This window comes from Lysinibacillus sp. NPDC097287 (genome assembly GCF_044761695.1).
In the GTDB taxonomy this organism is placed as follows: domain Bacteria; phylum Bacillota; class Bacilli; order Bacillales_A; family Planococcaceae; genus Lysinibacillus.
This window is the reverse complement of sequence record NZ_JBIWCX010000003.1, coordinates 62,465-80,379: the sequence shown is the minus strand read 5'-3', so window position 1 is coordinate 80,379 and position 17,915 is coordinate 62,465. Positions and strand designations below refer to the sequence as shown.

At 35.6% G+C, this 17,915-nt stretch carries 15 protein-coding genes; 11 read left to right on the top strand and 4 right to left on the bottom strand.

Annotation, left to right across the window (positions count from 1 at the left end; all coding sequences use genetic code 11):
- The first annotated feature begins 123 nt into the window (after nt 1-123).
- Nucleotides 124-858 carry a pyruvate formate-lyase-activating protein gene (pflA, locus tag ACIQ2D_RS05890; RefSeq protein WP_402860844.1) on the top strand — a complete coding sequence of 245 codons (735 nt, stop codon included), beginning with the start codon at nt 124-126 and terminating at the stop codon, nt 856-858.
- A gap of 515 nt (nt 859-1,373) precedes the next feature.
- Here pflA and ACIQ2D_RS05885 read toward each other — a convergent pair.
- A complete protein-coding gene (locus ACIQ2D_RS05885) occupies nt 1,374-3,113 on the bottom strand; it encodes a B12-binding domain-containing radical SAM protein (protein WP_402860841.1) in 1,740 nt (579 codons plus the stop codon).
- Nucleotides 3,114-3,385: 272 nt separating this feature from the next.
- Between ACIQ2D_RS05885 and ACIQ2D_RS05880 the strand changes: the two genes are divergently transcribed.
- The gene (locus tag ACIQ2D_RS05880; RefSeq protein WP_402860838.1) at nt 3,386-4,795 is read left to right on the top strand and encodes an ATP-binding protein; all 1,410 of its coding nucleotides are present in this window, start codon (nt 3,386-3,388) and stop codon (nt 4,793-4,795) included.
- A 123-nt stretch (nt 4,796-4,918) separates the two neighbouring features.
- A complete protein-coding gene (locus ACIQ2D_RS05875; protein WP_402860835.1) occupies nt 4,919-5,365 on the top strand; it encodes a MarR family winged helix-turn-helix transcriptional regulator in 447 nt (148 codons plus the stop codon).
- A 117-nt stretch (nt 5,366-5,482) separates the two neighbouring features.
- On the opposite strand, the gene ACIQ2D_RS05870 is transcribed toward ACIQ2D_RS05875, so the two are convergent.
- The 3 genes from ACIQ2D_RS05870 to ACIQ2D_RS05860 form a co-directional block, all read right to left on the bottom strand.
- Entirely contained in the window at nt 5,483-6,160 is a 678-nt protein-coding gene (locus tag ACIQ2D_RS05870) for a hypothetical protein (RefSeq protein ID WP_402860832.1), read from the bottom strand.
- 299 nt (nt 6,161-6,459) lie between these two features.
- Nucleotides 6,460-7,074: a CPBP family intramembrane glutamic endopeptidase gene (locus tag ACIQ2D_RS05865; protein ID WP_402860829.1), complete on the bottom strand. Its 615-nt coding sequence runs from the start codon at nt 7,072-7,074 to the stop codon at nt 6,460-6,462.
- A gap of 80 nt (nt 7,075-7,154) precedes the next feature.
- Nucleotides 7,155-7,343 (bottom strand): YkvS family protein, encoded by a 189-nt coding sequence (locus ACIQ2D_RS05860; RefSeq protein WP_402860826.1) that lies wholly within the window; start codon nt 7,341-7,343, stop codon nt 7,155-7,157.
- A gap of 126 nt (nt 7,344-7,469) precedes the next feature.
- On the opposite strand from ACIQ2D_RS05860, the gene ACIQ2D_RS05855 reads away from it, so the two are divergent.
- From ACIQ2D_RS05855 to ACIQ2D_RS05820, 8 genes are all read left to right on the top strand, one after another.
- Nucleotides 7,470-7,658, top strand: a complete 189-nt coding sequence (locus tag ACIQ2D_RS05855) for a hypothetical protein (RefSeq protein WP_402860823.1) — start codon at nt 7,470-7,472, stop codon at nt 7,656-7,658.
- A 93-nt stretch (nt 7,659-7,751) separates the two neighbouring features.
- Nucleotides 7,752-7,982, top strand: coding sequence for a Spo0E family sporulation regulatory protein-aspartic acid phosphatase (locus ACIQ2D_RS05850; RefSeq protein WP_402860820.1), 231 nt, complete (start codon nt 7,752-7,754; stop codon nt 7,980-7,982).
- A 194-nt stretch (nt 7,983-8,176) separates the two neighbouring features.
- Nucleotides 8,177-9,043 (top strand): NAD(P)-dependent oxidoreductase, encoded by an 867-nt coding sequence (locus ACIQ2D_RS05845; protein ID WP_402860817.1) that lies wholly within the window; start codon nt 8,177-8,179, stop codon nt 9,041-9,043.
- A 501-nt stretch (nt 9,044-9,544) separates the two neighbouring features.
- Nucleotides 9,545-10,867: an MFS transporter gene (locus ACIQ2D_RS05840; protein ID WP_402860814.1), complete on the top strand. Its 1,323-nt coding sequence runs from the start codon at nt 9,545-9,547 to the stop codon at nt 10,865-10,867.
- A gap of 69 nt (nt 10,868-10,936) precedes the next feature.
- Nucleotides 10,937-11,839: a chemotaxis protein gene (locus ACIQ2D_RS05835; RefSeq protein ID WP_402860811.1), complete on the top strand. Its 903-nt coding sequence runs from the start codon at nt 10,937-10,939 to the stop codon at nt 11,837-11,839.
- Nucleotides 11,840-12,024: 185 nt separating this feature from the next.
- A complete protein-coding gene (locus tag ACIQ2D_RS05830; RefSeq protein ID WP_402860808.1) occupies nt 12,025-13,587 on the top strand; it encodes a Ppx/GppA phosphatase family protein in 1,563 nt (520 codons plus the stop codon).
- Nucleotides 13,568-15,724, top strand: coding sequence for an RNA degradosome polyphosphate kinase (locus tag ACIQ2D_RS05825; RefSeq protein ID WP_402860806.1), 2,157 nt, complete (start codon nt 13,568-13,570; stop codon nt 15,722-15,724). Before ACIQ2D_RS05830 ends, ACIQ2D_RS05825 begins: the two co-directional genes overlap by 20 nt.
- Nucleotides 15,725-15,775: 51 nt before the next feature.
- Complete coding sequence (locus tag ACIQ2D_RS05820) at nt 15,776-17,797, top strand: EAL domain-containing protein (RefSeq protein ID WP_402860804.1); 2,022 nt, start codon at nt 15,776-15,778, stop codon at nt 17,795-17,797.
- Nucleotides 17,798-17,915: the final 118 nt, after the last annotated feature.

Here is a 17,915-nt window from a genome sequence, read left to right as displayed (position 1 = left end):
GCTATACAAAGACCAAATTCGAATGACAGGCTCATGATAGTTGTTATTCATTTTGGTCTTTTATTTTACTAAAGTTCGCTTTTTCATAGTTGTAAGGATAGAAGCTAGGAGGAGAATTTTGAAATGAAAGGATATATTCATTCCATTGAAACATGCGGTACAGTTGATGGACCAGGAATTAGATATATCGTATTTACACAAGGCTGCTTGCTTCGCTGCCAATATTGTCATAATGCAGACACTTGGGAAATTGGCACAGGTAAAATAATGACTGTGGATGAAATCGTTCAAGATCTTGAAAGCTATCGTCCATTTATGGAAGCATCAGGTGGCGGTATTACGGTTAGTGGTGGAGAACCATTGTTACAAATGCCATTTGTAACAGAGCTGTTCAGGGCATGTAAAGCGAAAGGTATCCATACAACAATTGATTCTTCAGGTGGGAATTTCTCTGAACGACCTGATTATTTAAGTCAAATAGATGAATTGCTACAGTATACAGATCTTATTTTAGTTGATTTAAAGCATATCAATCGTGAACAGCATAAACGACTAACTGGAAAATACAATGATCATATCCTTAAATTTGCACAGTATTTATCAGATAAAAACATTCCAATTTGGGTTCGTCACGTACTTGTACCTGGCATTACAGATTTTGATGAATACCTAGATCAACTAGGTGAATTTATCGGCACTTTAAACAATGTAGAGAAAGTCGAAGTGTTACCTTACCATAAACTAGGCGTATATAAATGGGAAGCACTTAACTTGAAATATCCTCTAGAAGATACAGAGCCGCCAACAGAAGATCGTGTAGAAAATGCATATGAAAGACTAACACGTCATTTGAAATAAACTGTCGAGTCTCGCTGAACAATCTAATATATTGTCCGAGAAGTATTACAAAATAAAGAAGAAGCAGTGCATATCATTATGCACTGCTTCTTCTTTATTTATTTTCCATACACAGCTGCGTATGTTTTATAGCCTCTACTTACATTTACCACATCGAAGCCATTTTGCTCACAAGCTAAATAACCTCTAAACCAACTTACCAAGATACATATATCGATTGATCCTTTGGTAATGCGCCCTTCGATCACGTAGTTGGCATAGCGGAATATTAATAGAGTATAATCTTTCAATCTGAGGAAGGATTGCTCTTGCAACAGGTGAGAGAATAAGGGAATCATAAGACTCTTCATATAATTCTCCATGTGCTAAATTCATAACAGAAACTGTTTTACGATCACTTATTTATGAAATTATAAAAGATATACGAATATATACATAGTACAGAAAGAAAAGATAGTCGATGATCAAATGAAAACGCTATTCTCCATCAGTTTGGAAGAATAGCGTTTCTTAAATTAAATTGAGGTAAATGTTGCAAAATATGGAGATTGACCATGACGGAAATAAGTCAATAGATAGCCACTCTTTGGTGTGATTTTACCTTTTGTGAAGTCTTGATAGTCCACATGATGAGGAATGACGAGTGTATGCTTGAACAATTCTTTTTCAGAAAGGTTGAAGTTGGCAAATTCCTCACCAGCAATTGCAGGATTTTCTCGTAAGGCTTTGTAAATAGCCTTTTGTTGTTCTTCTGATGGACGCTCTGTCCACCATAGTTTACGTGGTTGGAATTGCTGAGCCATTAAGTAATCAAGCTGCATTAGGCTTTGTACGACTTGTAAATCGACGCCTTCGATAGTTGCTAAAAATTCAAGTAAGCGTTGGAATAAATCTTCAAGTTGATGTCCAATACGTGACCATCCCTTTGTTTCCCAATACGTACCGAAGTTTTGGAAGAAATCGAAAGGTGTTTCAAATACTTCCGTTACCAAATATTCAATGGTATTGTCCATTCGGTGATCATTCCAGTATTTTTCTAATACATCTTCTGCGTGTTTAATGCGTACGATGTCATCGAATGTCAGTACATTGTTTGAGAAAATTTCATAAGGCGATACGTCAACATACGTGTAACCGAATTTTTCAGCCTCTAAACGTAGGCCAGTCCCGCGAAGTAACTTTAAGAAACCAAGTTGTAATTCTTCCGGGCGCATTGCAAAAACATCATTAAAGGTTTGACGGAAGCTTGCGTAATCTTCTTCTGGTAAGCCAGCGATTAAATCTAAGTGCTGATCGATTTTACCACCTTCTTTAACCATCGTAACCGTACGTGTTAGTTTTTCAAAGTTTTGACGTCGCTGAACAAGGGTATTGGTTAAATCATTGGTAGATTGGACACCGATTTCAAAGCGGAATAACCCTTTAGGTGCATTGTCATTTAAAAATTGAATAACTTCGGGACGCATAATGTCTGCTGTAATTTCGAATTGGAATACAACACCTGGCTTATGTTCATCAATAAGGAATTGGAACATTTCCATTGCATAACTACGGCTAATATTAAATGTGCGATCGACAAATTTAATCGTGCGAGCACCGTTATCCATTAAATAACGAATGTCTTCTTTAATTTTTTCGCGATTAAAATAGCGCACGCCTACTTCAATAGAAGAAAGGCAGAATTGGCAACTAAATGGACAACCACGGCTTGTTTCAATATATTGAATACGTTTACTCAAATGTGGTAAATCTTCTTCAAAGCGGAATGGGCTAGGCAGTTCACGTAAGTCTACTTTTGGTGCTTGTGGATGAATACGTACTTTACCATCCTCTAAATAACAAATGCCAGGGACTTCTTCAAGTGGAATTTCACCGTTGAAATAGCGGAGTATTTGTTTAAAGGAAACTTCACCTTCACCCATCATTATATAGTCAACTTCGTCGATACGACGTAGCCAATGATGGACATCATAAGAAACTTCAGGTCCGCCTAATAAGATTTTGACTTTAGGACAAACAATTTTTAACATTTTAATGACGTTTATAGTCTCTTCTATATTCCAAATGTAACAGCTGAATCCAACTACATCCGGTTTTTTTTGGAATAGATCGGACACGATATTAAATGCTGGATCTTTAATGGTATATTCAGCGAGGGTCGGATTAAACTCAGGAAGGGCAGCACCCTTTAGATAGCGTAATGCTAAATTTGTGTGGATATATTTTGCGTTTAATGTAGCTAATATAGTGTTCATGCAATAATCTCCTTTTCAACTCTTATTGTATCAGTCAAATTGCTGATAAACAATATAATCCCTTTTACCTATTTTAATTGTGAATGTTCTGTGAAATAATTAAAATTATTTAAATTTACAAAATATTGTAATAAAAGATGCGCGCTGTCATAAAGTAAAGTGAAGGCTATAGTTTAAATTATAACTAAGTTACTCTCTTGAAAGGCTCGGTGAAAAATTTGGAACAGAATAATTTAACTCAATGTTTTGATAACGTATTGAAGAATTCATTATTGCCAATATTTATTCTAAGTAGCTCAAGAAAAATTTTACAAGTAAATGAAACAGCAATTCAGCAGTTTAATCTCAACCTAGCTTATAATCGTTTTTTAGCGATGGACGAGCCCTCTAATATGAAGTGGACACGTTTCGTTAAACACTTAAAGTATAAAAAAGAAGCAGAAGAAACATTTTACATTAGGACGGCTTGTAATGAATATAAGCTAGTGCAGTTTAAATGCCACTACAATGTTAAAAATGAAGAAATCGTTGCTCATGCCACTATACTAAATCATCTGGATGATACAGCCTATGATTTATATTTTACGCAAGAAGATAATCGATACCCTTTATTTAGCACCTACGAGAAGATTCCTCACGGTATTATTTTAACGAATGCAAATGATATGATTTTTGATTTAAATAAGCATGCAGCAATGTATTTAAAAACAGAAAAAGCACAGTTATTAGACAATGCGCATAAAAGCATTTTTGAATCATTTAAATTGAAAAATAGTGAACTCTCTTACTATTTTAGTAAACTTACAGAAGAAAAGTTTGCAACTATTCACGTAGTAGATCAATCACAGCCGAATAGGCCACTGTATTATGAAATTTCTAGTGTTTTTGATTGTAAGGAAAATTTAATCGTAACAACGATACTTGATGAAACAGAAAAAATAGAACTGCAGCAAAAGGTAGAGCACCAACAGGCTTTAAATGTAGTAGGCCAAATGGCAGCAAGTATTGCTCATGAAATTCGTAATCCATTAACATCATTAAAAGGTTTTACGGATCTATTAAAGATAGATGCTACAGAAGATGCACAAATGTATTTATCGGTGATAGATAGTGAGCTCCAACGTATGGATCAGATTTTATCTGAATTATTGATGCTATCAAAGCCAGCAAATATCAACTTGGAAATATTAGAATTTGATAAGGTTGTACAGCATGTAATCGACTTTATGATGCCGGATGCACTAATGAAAAACGTTATGATTCAATTCATCTCATCACCTATGAATATTCTGATTGAAGGCAATGAAAACCGCCTAAAACAGGTAATTCTAAATTTGATTAAAAATGCAATTGAATCTATGTATAACGGTGGGACGGTAAAAGTTGAAATGAATGTTAAGAGTGGTTCACTTTTGGAATTATCTATTACTGATGAAGGTTCAGGTATGACTAATGAAACAATCGAAAATTTATTTCAACCTTTCTATACGACGAAGACAACTGGTACAGGGTTGGGACTCCCTTTTGTGAAAAAGGTGATTGAGGAGCATGATGGTGAAATTATTATAGAGAGCGAATTGAAAAAAGGTACGCGCTTTAGCTTGCATTTACCTATTTACTCGTTCGATCCACTGGACTCTCTGAGCTCAGATATGAAGAATTCCAATTATCTAGTAACGTAATAAAATCAGATTTAAACAGTGAACGCTGTTTGGAGATAAGATGTTTTAGTATGATGCTTTTGACAATTCTTTTCCGTAATCGCTATAATGACAAGATAACGTAGGAATTGAAAGGACAAGACCATGACTTCAGAGAATATTAAACAATCATTAAAATTATATATCGTACTTTCTCGTGCGCATAAAGCAATCAATGAAACTACAAATCAATTTTTCCAAACGAACGGGTTAAATCCAACAGAATTTGCAGTGTTGGAGTTGCTTTATCATAAGGGACGTCAGCCATTGCAGCAAATTGGCAATAAAATTTTACTTGCGAGTGGTTCAATTACCTATGTGATTGATAAATTAGAAAAAAGGGGATATTTACTTCGTGTTTCCTGCCCGTCAGATCGTCGTGTAACGTATGCAGAAATTACAGAAGAGGGAGAAGCATTTATGATAGAGGTGTTTCCAAAGCATGAACAGCACCTTCATGAACTCTTGAGTGTGTTAACAAATGAAGAAAAAGATGAAGCTATTAAGCTCCTAAAAAAATTGGGGCTGTCTATTAAGGATTTATCCTATTAAAAAAAACCTTACGATGTGTGGTGTATCGTAAGGTTTTTAATATTGTATAAGTTTCTTTAAGTGCCTCTTGTTGAACTACCTATAGGAGATCCAGGAGGGGATTTAAGCTATACTTACTTATTTTTGTGTAATTGTTGCTGCCATTGCAAACATCGCTGCTGTTAAATCTTGTGTATTGTTATCATTAATCGTTAGCTTTACAACTAATCCATCTTTTTCAATAACTACCCCAACTACTTTATCAGTATCAAAATTAACTACATAGCCTTCAATATTTTTTGCATCTTTGAAAACAGCTAATTCTTCAGAAGTTAACGGAGTCGTATCGCCCACAGCGTTCATATACTCTACTAGTGAAGTTTTAACATTTGCATAGCTAGTTTCTGAGGTAGAGAAGGTTTCGACACGCATAAATACGCTATCATCTTCATTGGATACAAATATATCCTTGCCAGGTTCTTCTTGTGAAAGTGTAAATCCTGGTAATTGATGTAATTTATAGTCTTGTTTAACACTTTGAGATTCAGTCGCGTTTACTTTTTTATCAACACCATTTTGTACATATTTTATTTCTTGTTCTTGATTAGATGGTGTGTTTGTAGATGTATCTGTTTCGTTAGGCGTTTCTTGCTTACCGTCTTCAGATTCGTTCTCTGTTGGTGTTTGTTGAGTTGATGAGTTTGATGGATCATTTTTTGAGGCGCCAGAATCCTCTGATACATCGGTTGTATTACAACCTACAACTAAAATGGCTGTTAGTAGTAATGCAAGCATAGACATTAATTTCTTTTGCATGAAAAGCCCTCCTTTTCTATATAGAACGATTTAAGGTGATAAAATGTTTCCAGCTATAAACCCGATTCAGTAATGTTTTAAGTGACAAAAGCGAAGCCACAGCCACTAAATTTCCCACTTCCTAAAGTAATAGGCTGAAGAATGCTATCATATTTAATTTAGTGGGTACTAAATCAGGTTATAACTTCCGTCAAATGCCACGAATTATTAGAGGAATTAGTGGACTATACTGGATAAAAAAATGGGCGTAATGTTTTCTAAAAAAAGTCTCAAATTCACCAAGTCGTATTTGAATGTTATTATGTTAATGGCAATACTAAAAATAATAATAAAACAAATACGACATGGGCTACAATAATAAGTGGCATACTTTTGCGCCATTCATATAAGAAGCCCCAAATGACGCTTGTTACGAATGCTGCAATTATGCCTAGTGTAAAGCCACTAAATGCAATGGCAATGGCACAAAGAATTGCTGTTACAAGAACGGCAAATGTTGGACGCATAAAATTCTTAAGTTGCTGTTGAACGTAACCACGCCAGAATAGTTCTTCACCAATGGCTACTATAAAAACAAGAAACACATAATGCCAAATGTTTTGCGGGCCATAAGCTGTTAAAAATTTCTGGACAGACCGCACTAAGCTATCATCAATAAATGGTGCAAGCCAATAGCCAAAACGTATAAAACCATAAGTTATGGTACCGTATCCTATGCCGAAAAGTAAAAATTTCCATGTTGGTAATTGATCCTCGATTTTACCTGCAAGAATAGCGATAGCGATGCATACTAGAAGCGTAAAGGTATACAGATACCAAAATACAGCTTTATTAGCAAAAGTAAATGCGAACATGCCATAGGTGAATAATAAAGAAAGAAGAAGTATACTATTTTGTTTTGAATTTATAATCATTCATACAACCTCCAATTTCTATATTATCAAAAAAAAAGTCCCTTATCATCTATAAAGACAAATAGGGACTATTCAGACTATTAAGCTTCGCTACTATTTAAAATTTTGTATCGTTTATGATTAACGACAGTTTTTTCTTCAACTTCCAGGGAATCGAAGTTTTCCATGTATGTTAAATCAACGATTACCGAATTTTCATTTACTTTTTCAACAATACCTTGTAAACCATCTTTAAACTCGATAATATTTCCAACTTCAGCTATTTTCACAGACAGTCAGCTCCTTCATCGACTAATAATATACAGTTTGCAATAAAATTTGGAAAACGTAAAGTCTTTTTTGAATAATTCATAATTTTTCACACAAAAATGTCCGCAAAAGAAAGGAAGAATAAAATGACAAACTACGAAGAAATGCTTCAACAATTAAAAGAAGGGGAAATTGAAAGTATTGAAATTGATAAAGATCAGTTTTATGAGTTTCGTGAGGTACTCGTAAGACATCCACTATTTAAACATTTTAGAGGAGACGCTAAACAAAACGGAAGAGTAATCTATACCTACTTAGAGGTACCTAGAAGTTAAATGTCGAACATTGTCGGAAGTTAAGGGCTGTTTAAAAGTATGAAAAAATGTATAATAATGGTATGAGTTATTTGTCTTCAGGAGGGTTGTAGAATGGCTAATCTACTCTTAAAACAAATGGAGCAAACCCGTGAAATGATGATTCGCTCAGGTGTAGAAAATGGATTGCAAAATGCAAATACAATACGTTTGAGTCGTCAATTAGATCAGTTAATGAATACTTATTATGAAGAACAACTTTTGACAGAGTCAGTTCCGCTAAAATGCATTAAGAGTTTGAATGATAAAACAACTTTAAGTAGTATAAAAAGTAAAGAAGGGTGACATACTTAGTTTGAACACAGCAACATTCTCATTTCCCCCTTTAGAGCAGCAATTTCATATTGCTGCTCTCTTTTTTTGTTTACTCGGTATATATGCTAATATCAGCCTTTTTAGCACAATACCACAGGTGATTTGAATTTTTGTAATTATTAAATTACACTTAAAACACTTATCGAAAAAGGAGTTGTTTACATATGAAAAAAGAACGAATTGCTTTCATAGGGACTGGCGTGATGGGCGCTAGTATTGTCAAGCATCTATTAAATAATGGACATGAAGTAACTGTCTACACACGTACAAAAGAAAAAGCAGCACCGTTAGTAGCTTTAGGCGCTAGTTGGGCAAGTTCTCCTGCAGAAGCGTTTGCAGATAGAGATATTGCTTTTACGATGGTTGGTTATCCTACTGATGTAGAAGAAGTATACTTTGGAGAAAACGGCTTATTTCAAACATCGAAGGCTGGAAGTGTTGTCATTGATATGACTACTTCAGAACCTTCTTTAGCGAAGAAAATTTATGCGCATGCGAAATCTATAGGCGTAAATGCATTGGATGCACCTGTTTCTGGTGGTGATATTGGGGCACAGAATGGGACATTGTCAATTATGATTGGTGGCGATGTAGAAATATTTAATAAAGTATCACCAGTATTGCAACATTTTGGAGAGAATATTGTTTATCAAGGTGATGCAGGTGCAGGACAGCATGCGAAAATGTGTAATCAAATTGTCATTGCATCCGGCATGATTGGTATTTGTGAATCGCTAGGATATGGTTTAAAAGCAGGGTTAGATTTACCAACTGTTCTAAAATCAATCTCATCAGGTGCAGCGGGTTCATGGGCATTGAGCAATTTAGCACCTCGTATGGTAGCTGAAGATTATGCTCCTGGCTTTTACATTAAGCACATCGTAAAGGATTTGAAAATTGCTTTAGATGAATCAGAAAAAATGGGCATCTCTTTACCAGGATTAGCACTTGCTTATGAAATGTATGACAAGCTCATTGAAGCGGGGTACGGTGAAGAAGGTACACAGGCTCTAATAAAAGCGTATAAATAATTAGTGTCGGAAGAACAACTTGTCTTATCTTATTTGTGAGGCAAGTTGTTTTTAGTAAATAGACTGTAAAACATTGTTGTTTTTCTTTAAACAAAAGGTATTTTTTACGTCAAGCTGGAATTAATTTAGTAGTGTAGGAGAGAAAAGGTTCATCATCAAAAGTTGGAGATGACATTTGGTAAAAGAGCATAACACTATTAGAATGCTCGTTGATTGAAGTGGAGGCTAGGCGACTCCTGGGGGATAAGCGTCAAGGAACGAAGGCTAAAATCGTCACATCGTGTGACAACGCCTTCGTGACCAACGTCGTGTTGGCCCGAGACCCTGGAGCGAGCTTGTAGGGGAACGAAGGCTAAAAGCGTCACGTCCTGTGACAACGCCTTCGTAACCAACATCCTGTTGCCCCGAAGCGGCTCATCAGACGCCCCCCCGGAAAGCGCCCAGCCGGAACGGAAATCAACCCCAAGTTATGGTGATAAACCGGAGAAAAGGGGGGATTCAATGAAACAAAGGCAAGCAGGTGAGATGCAACATCGAAGTCAGCTAGCGTTGTATTTATCTTTACCGATTTTATCTTGGGCCTTTTACGATTTTGCCAATACAATTTTTTCTTCCAACATTAATACAGTATTCTTTCCATTTTACATGGATGAGGTTTTAGGCGCGAATGAAGTGATGCAACAAGTAGCTAGTACATTTATTTCTTATGCAAATGCGATAGCAAGCTTTTTCCTTGTTGTTTTTTCGCCGCTGTTCGGTGTATGGATTGATAATACAGGTTATAAGAAACGTTTTATTGTGTGGTTTGCATCGATTTCTATATTTTTTACATTTATGATGGGGATATTAGCAAATATTGAATCAACGATGACTTTTTCTGGTGTGCCCCTCAGTTTATTTTTAGTAGTGGCGAGCTTTGTCATCGCAAAATTTTTCTTTAATTCTAGTCTCGTATTTTATGATTCTATGATGGGAGATTTGGGCACAAAAGAGGAAATGCCGCTAATTTCTGGCTATGGTGTAGCAATTGGTTATCTGGGGACTATTTTTGGATTACTAGTTTATTTGTATGTTGGTGAATCGGATTTCCACCGAGCATTCATTCCAACAGCGATTTTGTACTTATTATTTTCATTACCACTATTTTTCATTAATAAGGATACACCTATACCAAAAGCACAGCGTAAGACAACTAAGTTTTTTGATGGCTATAAGGAAATTATTAAAACCTTTAAAGATATGAAGCAGCATAAAACAATTTTCACATTTATGATTGCGTATTTCTTTTTAAATGATGCAATTGCCACAACGATTGCAATGATGGCGGTTTATGCAACGGTAATTGTAGGCTTTTCTTCAGGACAATTTATTATTCTCTATTTAGTGTCAACTTTATCAACCATTATTGGATCGCTGGCTTTTGGCTATATCACGAAAGCAGTTGGAGCTAAGCGAGCGATTACAATGGTAGCACTAATCATGATAATTGCATTAACTTTTGCAGTCTTTGCTACAGAGCAATGGATGTTTTGGATTGCTGGTAGTATGTTTGGTATTTCGCTTGGATCGATGTGGGTAACTTCTAGAACTTATATTATTGAACTGTCACCAGATGAAAAACGAGGGCAATTTTTTGGATTGTTTGCATTTTCCGGAAAGGTATCTTCTATAATCGGTCCAGCTGTTTATGGAACGGTGACATTATGGATGAAAGACTACGGTACATTAGCCAGTCGAGTTGCTTTATCAACATTAATTTTGATGACAGTTATTGGCTTGTTTGTTCACTTAAAAGTACATGATAAAAATGGAAATACCAAGTAGGAGAAATGTATCTGCTATGATACAATTGAATAATAAATTAGAAGATAAATAGAAAGGAGCGGGCTTGCTTTGGAACATAAGGGCATCTTATTAGAAAGTGGTACAAATGAGCTAGAAATCGTTGAATTTGAAGTAGCCAACAATAAATTTGGCATTAACGTAATTAAGGTGAAAGAAATTATTCAACCAATTCCAGTGACATTTATTCCACACGCGCACCCGCATGTAGAGGGAATTATTCAATTACGAGGTGAAGTATTACCGGTAGTTGATATGCTACGAGTATTAGGGATTCAAAACGTAGAACGTAATCCGCAACAAAAATATATTGTAGCGGAATTTAATAAACAACGAGTTGTATTCCATGTGGATAATGTAACGCAAATCCATCGCATATCATGGGATCAAATTGAAAAACCTTCAGATATGTATCAAGGTGGTACATCTCAAGTAATCGGTGTTATTAAGCAAAATGAGCAAATGATTTTATTACTAGACTTCGAGAAAATCATGGTAGATATTAACCCTGATTCTGGTATTAGTGTGGAGTCTGTGAAAAAATTAGGTAAACGTGACCGTTCAGAGAAACGTATCTTAATCGCGGAGGACTCACCATTACTACGTAAACTATTATTTGATACGATGAATGAAGCAGGCTATGTGAATGTAGAATTCTTCGAAAATGGTCGAGATGCTTATGAATACTTAGAATCTTTGGTGAAAAATGGTAACGAAGTAAGTGAGCATGTTCAGTTGGTCATCACTGATATTGAAATGCCACAAATGGATGGACACCATTTAACACGTAAGATTAAAGAACATCCACTATTACAAAAACTACCAGTAATTATTTTCTCGAGTTTAATTACAGATGACCTACGTCATAAAGGTGATCAAGTAGGAGCGGAAGATCAAATTAGTAAACCAGAAATCGCAGAACTTATTTTACGTGCAGATCAACTCATTTTATAAATAATTTTCAAAAGATACTCCTTAATTTAAATAATTGGTATCCTGAAAGAATGTAAATAAGAACAAAAGCCGGATGCCTTTTAGGTTCCGGCTTTTTTGTATAAAGCCAGAGTACATGGTAAAAGATAAAGTGAGTTAATAGCAAAATAATTGCTATGATTTTCTCTTAAAAGGAAGTGAACTATTTGGATGATTTGAGAACGGCCATTATCGATATTGGCTCAAATACTATTCGCTTGGTTCTTTATCATTATGATAAAGAAGAAGGGCTTCGGGAATTAGGAAATATTAAAACAGTGGCACGACTACGAACGTATATCCTGCCTTCAGGTGAGATGTCTGAAGAAGGGATTCAGGTGCTAACAGATACATTATTAAATTTTAAAGCAATGCTAGATGATTTTGAAATTGTAGATGTAAAAGCTGCTGCAACAGCCGCTATACGTCAGGCGACTAATCGAGACAGTATTATAGCGCAAATGAAGGAACGTACAGGTATCCAAATCGAGTTATTATCAGGTGAGGAAGAGGCATACTTCGGTTATATGGCAGTAGCTTATTCAATGGGGACACCTTCTGCTATTACGATAGATATTGGTGGAGGCAGTACTGAAATCACCTTATTTAAGGACAAGCAACTTCTAAACACACACAGCTTTCCTTTTGGAACGGTATCTTTAAAGCAGCACTTTGTGAAAGGCGATATCCTTAATAGTAGCGAGAAAAAAGAACTAATAGCCTTTGTTAAAGAACAGTTTTTGTCACTCACTTGGATTCAAGGTGTGCAATTACCTATTATAGCGATCGGGGGTAGTGCGCGAAATGTTGCGCAAATTCATCAGCAACAATGTAAGTATCCAATTGCCAGTATACATGGATATGAGATTCCAAAGAGCGACTTAGAAGAACTTAGCAACTACTTAGGTAATATGTCTTTTGATGGCCTAAAGCAATTGGACGGGCTCTCAACGGATCGTGCAGATATTATCGTACCCGCTTTAGAGGTTTTTCTTGTGCTTATGGAGGTAGTACAAAGTGAAGTGTTTCAGCTAACAAAAAAAGGATTACGTGAGGGCATAATACTACAGCGTATTTTAAAAGGTGATGAGCATGCCTTTAATAAATACAATGTTTTTGAGGGAAACGTTAGGAGGATAGCAAGACAATATGGTCGTTCAGAGTCTGAAGTCGATTATTTAATGCATTTGGCAGATCAGCTGTATAGAGAATGCTGTCGTTTGAATTACTTTACTTTCAATGAAGGAGATTTACAGCTTATTCGTAAAGCTGCAAAGGTGTTTAACCTTGGTGAATATATTGAACTGAGCTCGGCAAGCCAGCATACTTTCTATTTAATTGCCAACCAATCGATTGAAGGGTTGAGCCATAAGGAACGTGTGCAATTAGCTCTTCTGGCCTCTTATAAGAATAAAGATTATTATCAACGTTTTGCCTCTCCTTTTACTGGGTGGATGAGTCGAGAGGAGTATCGTAAAACTCGTGATTTCGGTGCTATTTTAAAATTTGTTTATGCTTTAAACGTTTCCAAACGTAATATTGTTCATGCTATCAAGATGCATAATGAGACTGGCTTTATGCAGATAGATATTTTCATCAAGAGAAATGGTGCTGCTGAAAGGTATCAAGCAGAGCGCCATAAAAAGCATCTAGAGCGTGCTTTAAAAACAGCAATCAAAATAAATTTTATAGAAGAAGGGTGGAAACAAAATGACAACGGAAGTAACTAAGAATAGTATAAATACGGAAGGGTATTCGGCGGAGCAAATAAATTTATTGGAGGAAATTGCGAAACCACAATACTATAATAACCGTGAACTAAGTTGGCTTGCTTTTAATGAGCGCGTATTAGAAGAAGCGGAGGATGTTAATAATCCATTGCTAGAACGCTTAAAGTTTTTAGCGATTTTCAGTTCGAATTTAGATGAATTTTTCATGGTACGTGTAGCTGGTTTACAAGACCAAGTACGTGCTGGTTTCCATAAAGCTGAAAACAAATCAGGATTAACGCCAAAAGAACAATTAGCGAAAATTGCAGAGCGTACGCAAGCCCTAGTTCGACGTCAAACAGAAGTATACCGCCACTTAATATATGATTTATTGCCACAACATAACGTACATATTGCAGACATGAGAGAATTGAACAGTAAGCAAAAGGAATTTATCAATGAGATGTTTGCAGAAACTATTTATCCGGTATTAACACCGGTTGCTGTTGATGCATATCGCCCCTTCCCAACACTCCTTGGGAAAACATTAAATATCTTAGTATTATTAGAACAAGATGAAGATGATTTAGAACATCGTGAAAGGGTAGCGATTGTGCAAGTGCCGTCTGTCCTTGATCGTTATATTAGAGTGCCTTCTGCACAAGGCGAGACAGTCATCGTTTTATTAGAAGACGTGATTGTTGCTCATATAGAAAAACTATTTTTGGGTTACAGTGTAAAATCGGCTCAAGCCTTCCGTTTAACACGTAATGCAGATTTAACGATTCATGAAGAAGGTGCCCGAGACTTACTAGTAGAAATTGAAAAAGAGCTGAAGAAACGCAAGTGGGGTGTAGGCAGTAGACTTGAAGTGCGTGTGGGTGAAATGAATGATGAAGTATTAGCGTATTTACTCGATGAATTTGAAATCGAGGAATCAGATGTTTTCCACATTGATGGTCCACTCGATTTAACCTTTATGTTTTCTTTTGTCAAAGGTATTTCAGTTGGTCGTGAGCATTTAGAATATGAAAGCTTCATTCCACAACCACCTTTAGATTTACAGTCTGATGAAAATATTTTTGAAAAAGCGTTACAACAGGATATTTTCTTTCATCACCCTTATGAATCATTTGTACCGATTGTAGATTTTATCGCTGAGGCAGCAGTCAATCCGAATGTATTGGCAATCAAGCAAACACTATATCGAGTTAGTGGGAATTCACCGATTATTCAGGCATTAAAGCTAGCAGCTGAAAATGGCAAGCAAGTAACTGTATTAGTGGAGCTAAAAGCCCGTTTTGATGAGGAAAATAATGTGCATTGGGCGAAGCAACTTGAGCAAGCAGGTTGTCTTGTTATTTATGGTATGAATAATTTAAAAACGCATTCCAAAATCACACTCGTTGTTAGTCGCAGGCATGGCAAAATTGAACGCTTTGTACATCTTGGCACAGGGAATTATAATGATGCCACAGCGAAAATATATACGGATATGGGGATAATTACGTCTGATAAAGAATTTGGGATTGATGCCACGAACTTTTTCAACTTTTTAAGTGGCTATACGGAAAAGCCGAAATTTAATCATTTAGTTGTTGCTCCGTTTGATATTCGTGATGAATTTATTCTTCTGATTGACGAAGAGATTGCTTGTCATAAAAAGTATGGAAATGGCTTTATTCGCGCGAAAATGAATTCATTAACAGATAAAGATTTAATGATGAAGTTATATGAGGCGTCTATTGCGGGGGTAAAAGTCGAACTTATTATTCGAGGTATTTGCTGTATTCGTCCAGGAATACCGGGCATTAGTGATAATATTACGGTAACAAGTATTGTAGGTCGTTTCCTTGAGCATTCCCGTATTTATTGGTTCCATCATAATGGTGAGAATAAAGTATATTTATCGTCTGCAGATTTGATGACACGTAATATGATAAAACGTGTAGAAATTTTATTCCCGGTATATGCAATTGAAGCAAAAAAACGTATTATTGACATTATGAATAAACAACTGGAGGATACAGCTAAAGCACGTATTCAAGATTCGAACGGAAAATATCATTATAAAGAGTTTGATCGTAGTGAAGATCCGATTAATAGTCAAGAAATATTCTTGAAAGATTCGCTAAAGCCAACAATAGATGAAGAATAGCTGTCTTTTACGTTGGTGAATATTGTACAGGTCTGCTTAATGGGGGAAAAGATGGATAAAAGAAAAGATAATGTAGCGCAAGATGTATATTATCATCAACTGGCAAAGCTAAATCCATTTGATGCAATTGTCTTTTTAAGACAAAAAGGTACCAAGGATTATGAGGTTGTTTACCATAACGAAAACGTCGCTTCTTTAGTAGAGTTAAATGATGTACACGCTAATGATGCAAAACATTTTTTCACAGACTTAAGCTGGAAAGAATTGTTGAAAACTTTTGAGCAAGAGTCGAGTAGTATTCAAACGATTGAACTTTTAAAAGATCTTAAAGTGCAAAAAATTATTGTCAGTGTTCAACAACTAGATGTAAGTATATTTGCTATTATCCTTCGTGAAATATCAGATAATACTGTGAAATCAAATAGATATCCATATTTACAATTTGTCGAGCAACATGTTAATCCGGTATTAACGACTGATTTGCAGGGGCATATAATTTATCAAAATGAAGCAGCAGCATCTTTATTGTTGCAGCAACAAGCAAATATTATTGGGCAAGATATTTTTTCTTTATTGGAAAAAAAATATGTCAGTGAATTTAAGTTATTATTCGAAAAAACACTAGAAGGTTCTGCATTTGGTATGCCTAAGTGTTTATTTATGGATCAACTACTAAGTGAAGAACCTTTTTTCTTACGTACCCATCCAACATATTTTAATGGTGAAATAGTAGGTGTTCATTTATTTATAAAAGAACCAAAAGCGTTTATGGATGATCATGAGACTTTTTATTATTTAGCTTTAATGGATGAGCTGACAGGTATGTGGAATCGAAAAGCGTTTAAGGAACACTGGCAACAATATTTGAATGATACTAAAACGAATAAGCAACAGACAGCGCTTATATTAATCGACATTGATCGTTTCAAAAAGTTTAATGAGTCACTCGGCGAAAGTCAGGGGGATGAATTAATGCGTATGTTTAGTAATAGACTGCGTGAGTTAAGCCATTCAACGTGTTCAGTATATCGCTATAATAGTGATGAATTTATTTTTCTGTTAAAGGAAGCAACATTAGATAAAATTGAAAAAGTAGCTAGTGATATTTTAGAAGCTTTGAAACAACCGTTTACTATTGAAGAACAGGAATATTTCATCAGTGTTTCTATTGGTATCTCACTTAGTCCAGCAGATGGGAATGATTTGGAAACACTCGTGCGGAAAGCAGATCAAGCTTTATTTTCGGTAAAAGAGCATGGACGATCTCATTTCCGTTATTTTCGGGAGGACATGACAACTGCGTTTCCAAATGAAGCATTGTTGGAGTCACATTTACGTCGTGCGATCGAATTTGATGAGTTAAGTATCCATTTGCAGCCACAAATAGACTTAGTAACGAATCGAATAGACAGTTTTGAGGCATTACTACGCTGGAATAACAGAAAATTTGGATTTGTGTCTCCTGCACAATTTATTCCGTTAGCAGAGGCATCAGGTTTAATTATTAGCATTGGCGATTGGGTTATAGAGGAAGTATGTCGTTACCAAAAAGAGTGGAAGGAACTGGGCTATCGACCGGTTCGTATTGCTGTCAATATTTCACCAAAGCAATTCAGAAAAGAAGATTTTGCACGAAAAATAAATGATACACTGAATAAATATGATGTAGAGCCTACTTTATTGGAAGTGGAAATTACAGAAAGTTCGATGACGAATGTGAATGAAACCTATTCGATTTTATCGGAATTAAAAAGTTTAGGTGTGCATGTTTCTGTCGATGATTTCGGCACAGGGTATTCTTCTTTAAGTTATTTGAAGGAGTACCCTATTGATACAATAAAGATTGATCAATCATTTATTGCAGATATAGCAAAAGATAAAAAAAATGAAGCCATTATTAAAGCGATTATTTCAATGTCGCATAATTTAGGGTTAGAGGTAGTGGCGGAAGGTATTGAAGAGCAATTCCAGGTGGCCTTTTTAAAACGTTATCGCTGTCAGAAGGGGCAGGGGTATTTATACAATAAGCCTTTGACAGTAGAAGCAGTAATACAACAATATTTTGTTAGTTGAAAGAAAGTGTGACGCATTGTTAATGCATCACACTTTTTTGGTTCTCAAAAAATAATGGAAGTGCAAAATTGAAATTATTAGAGCAACTGGGATACGGGCTTTAGCATGGTGAGCCAGA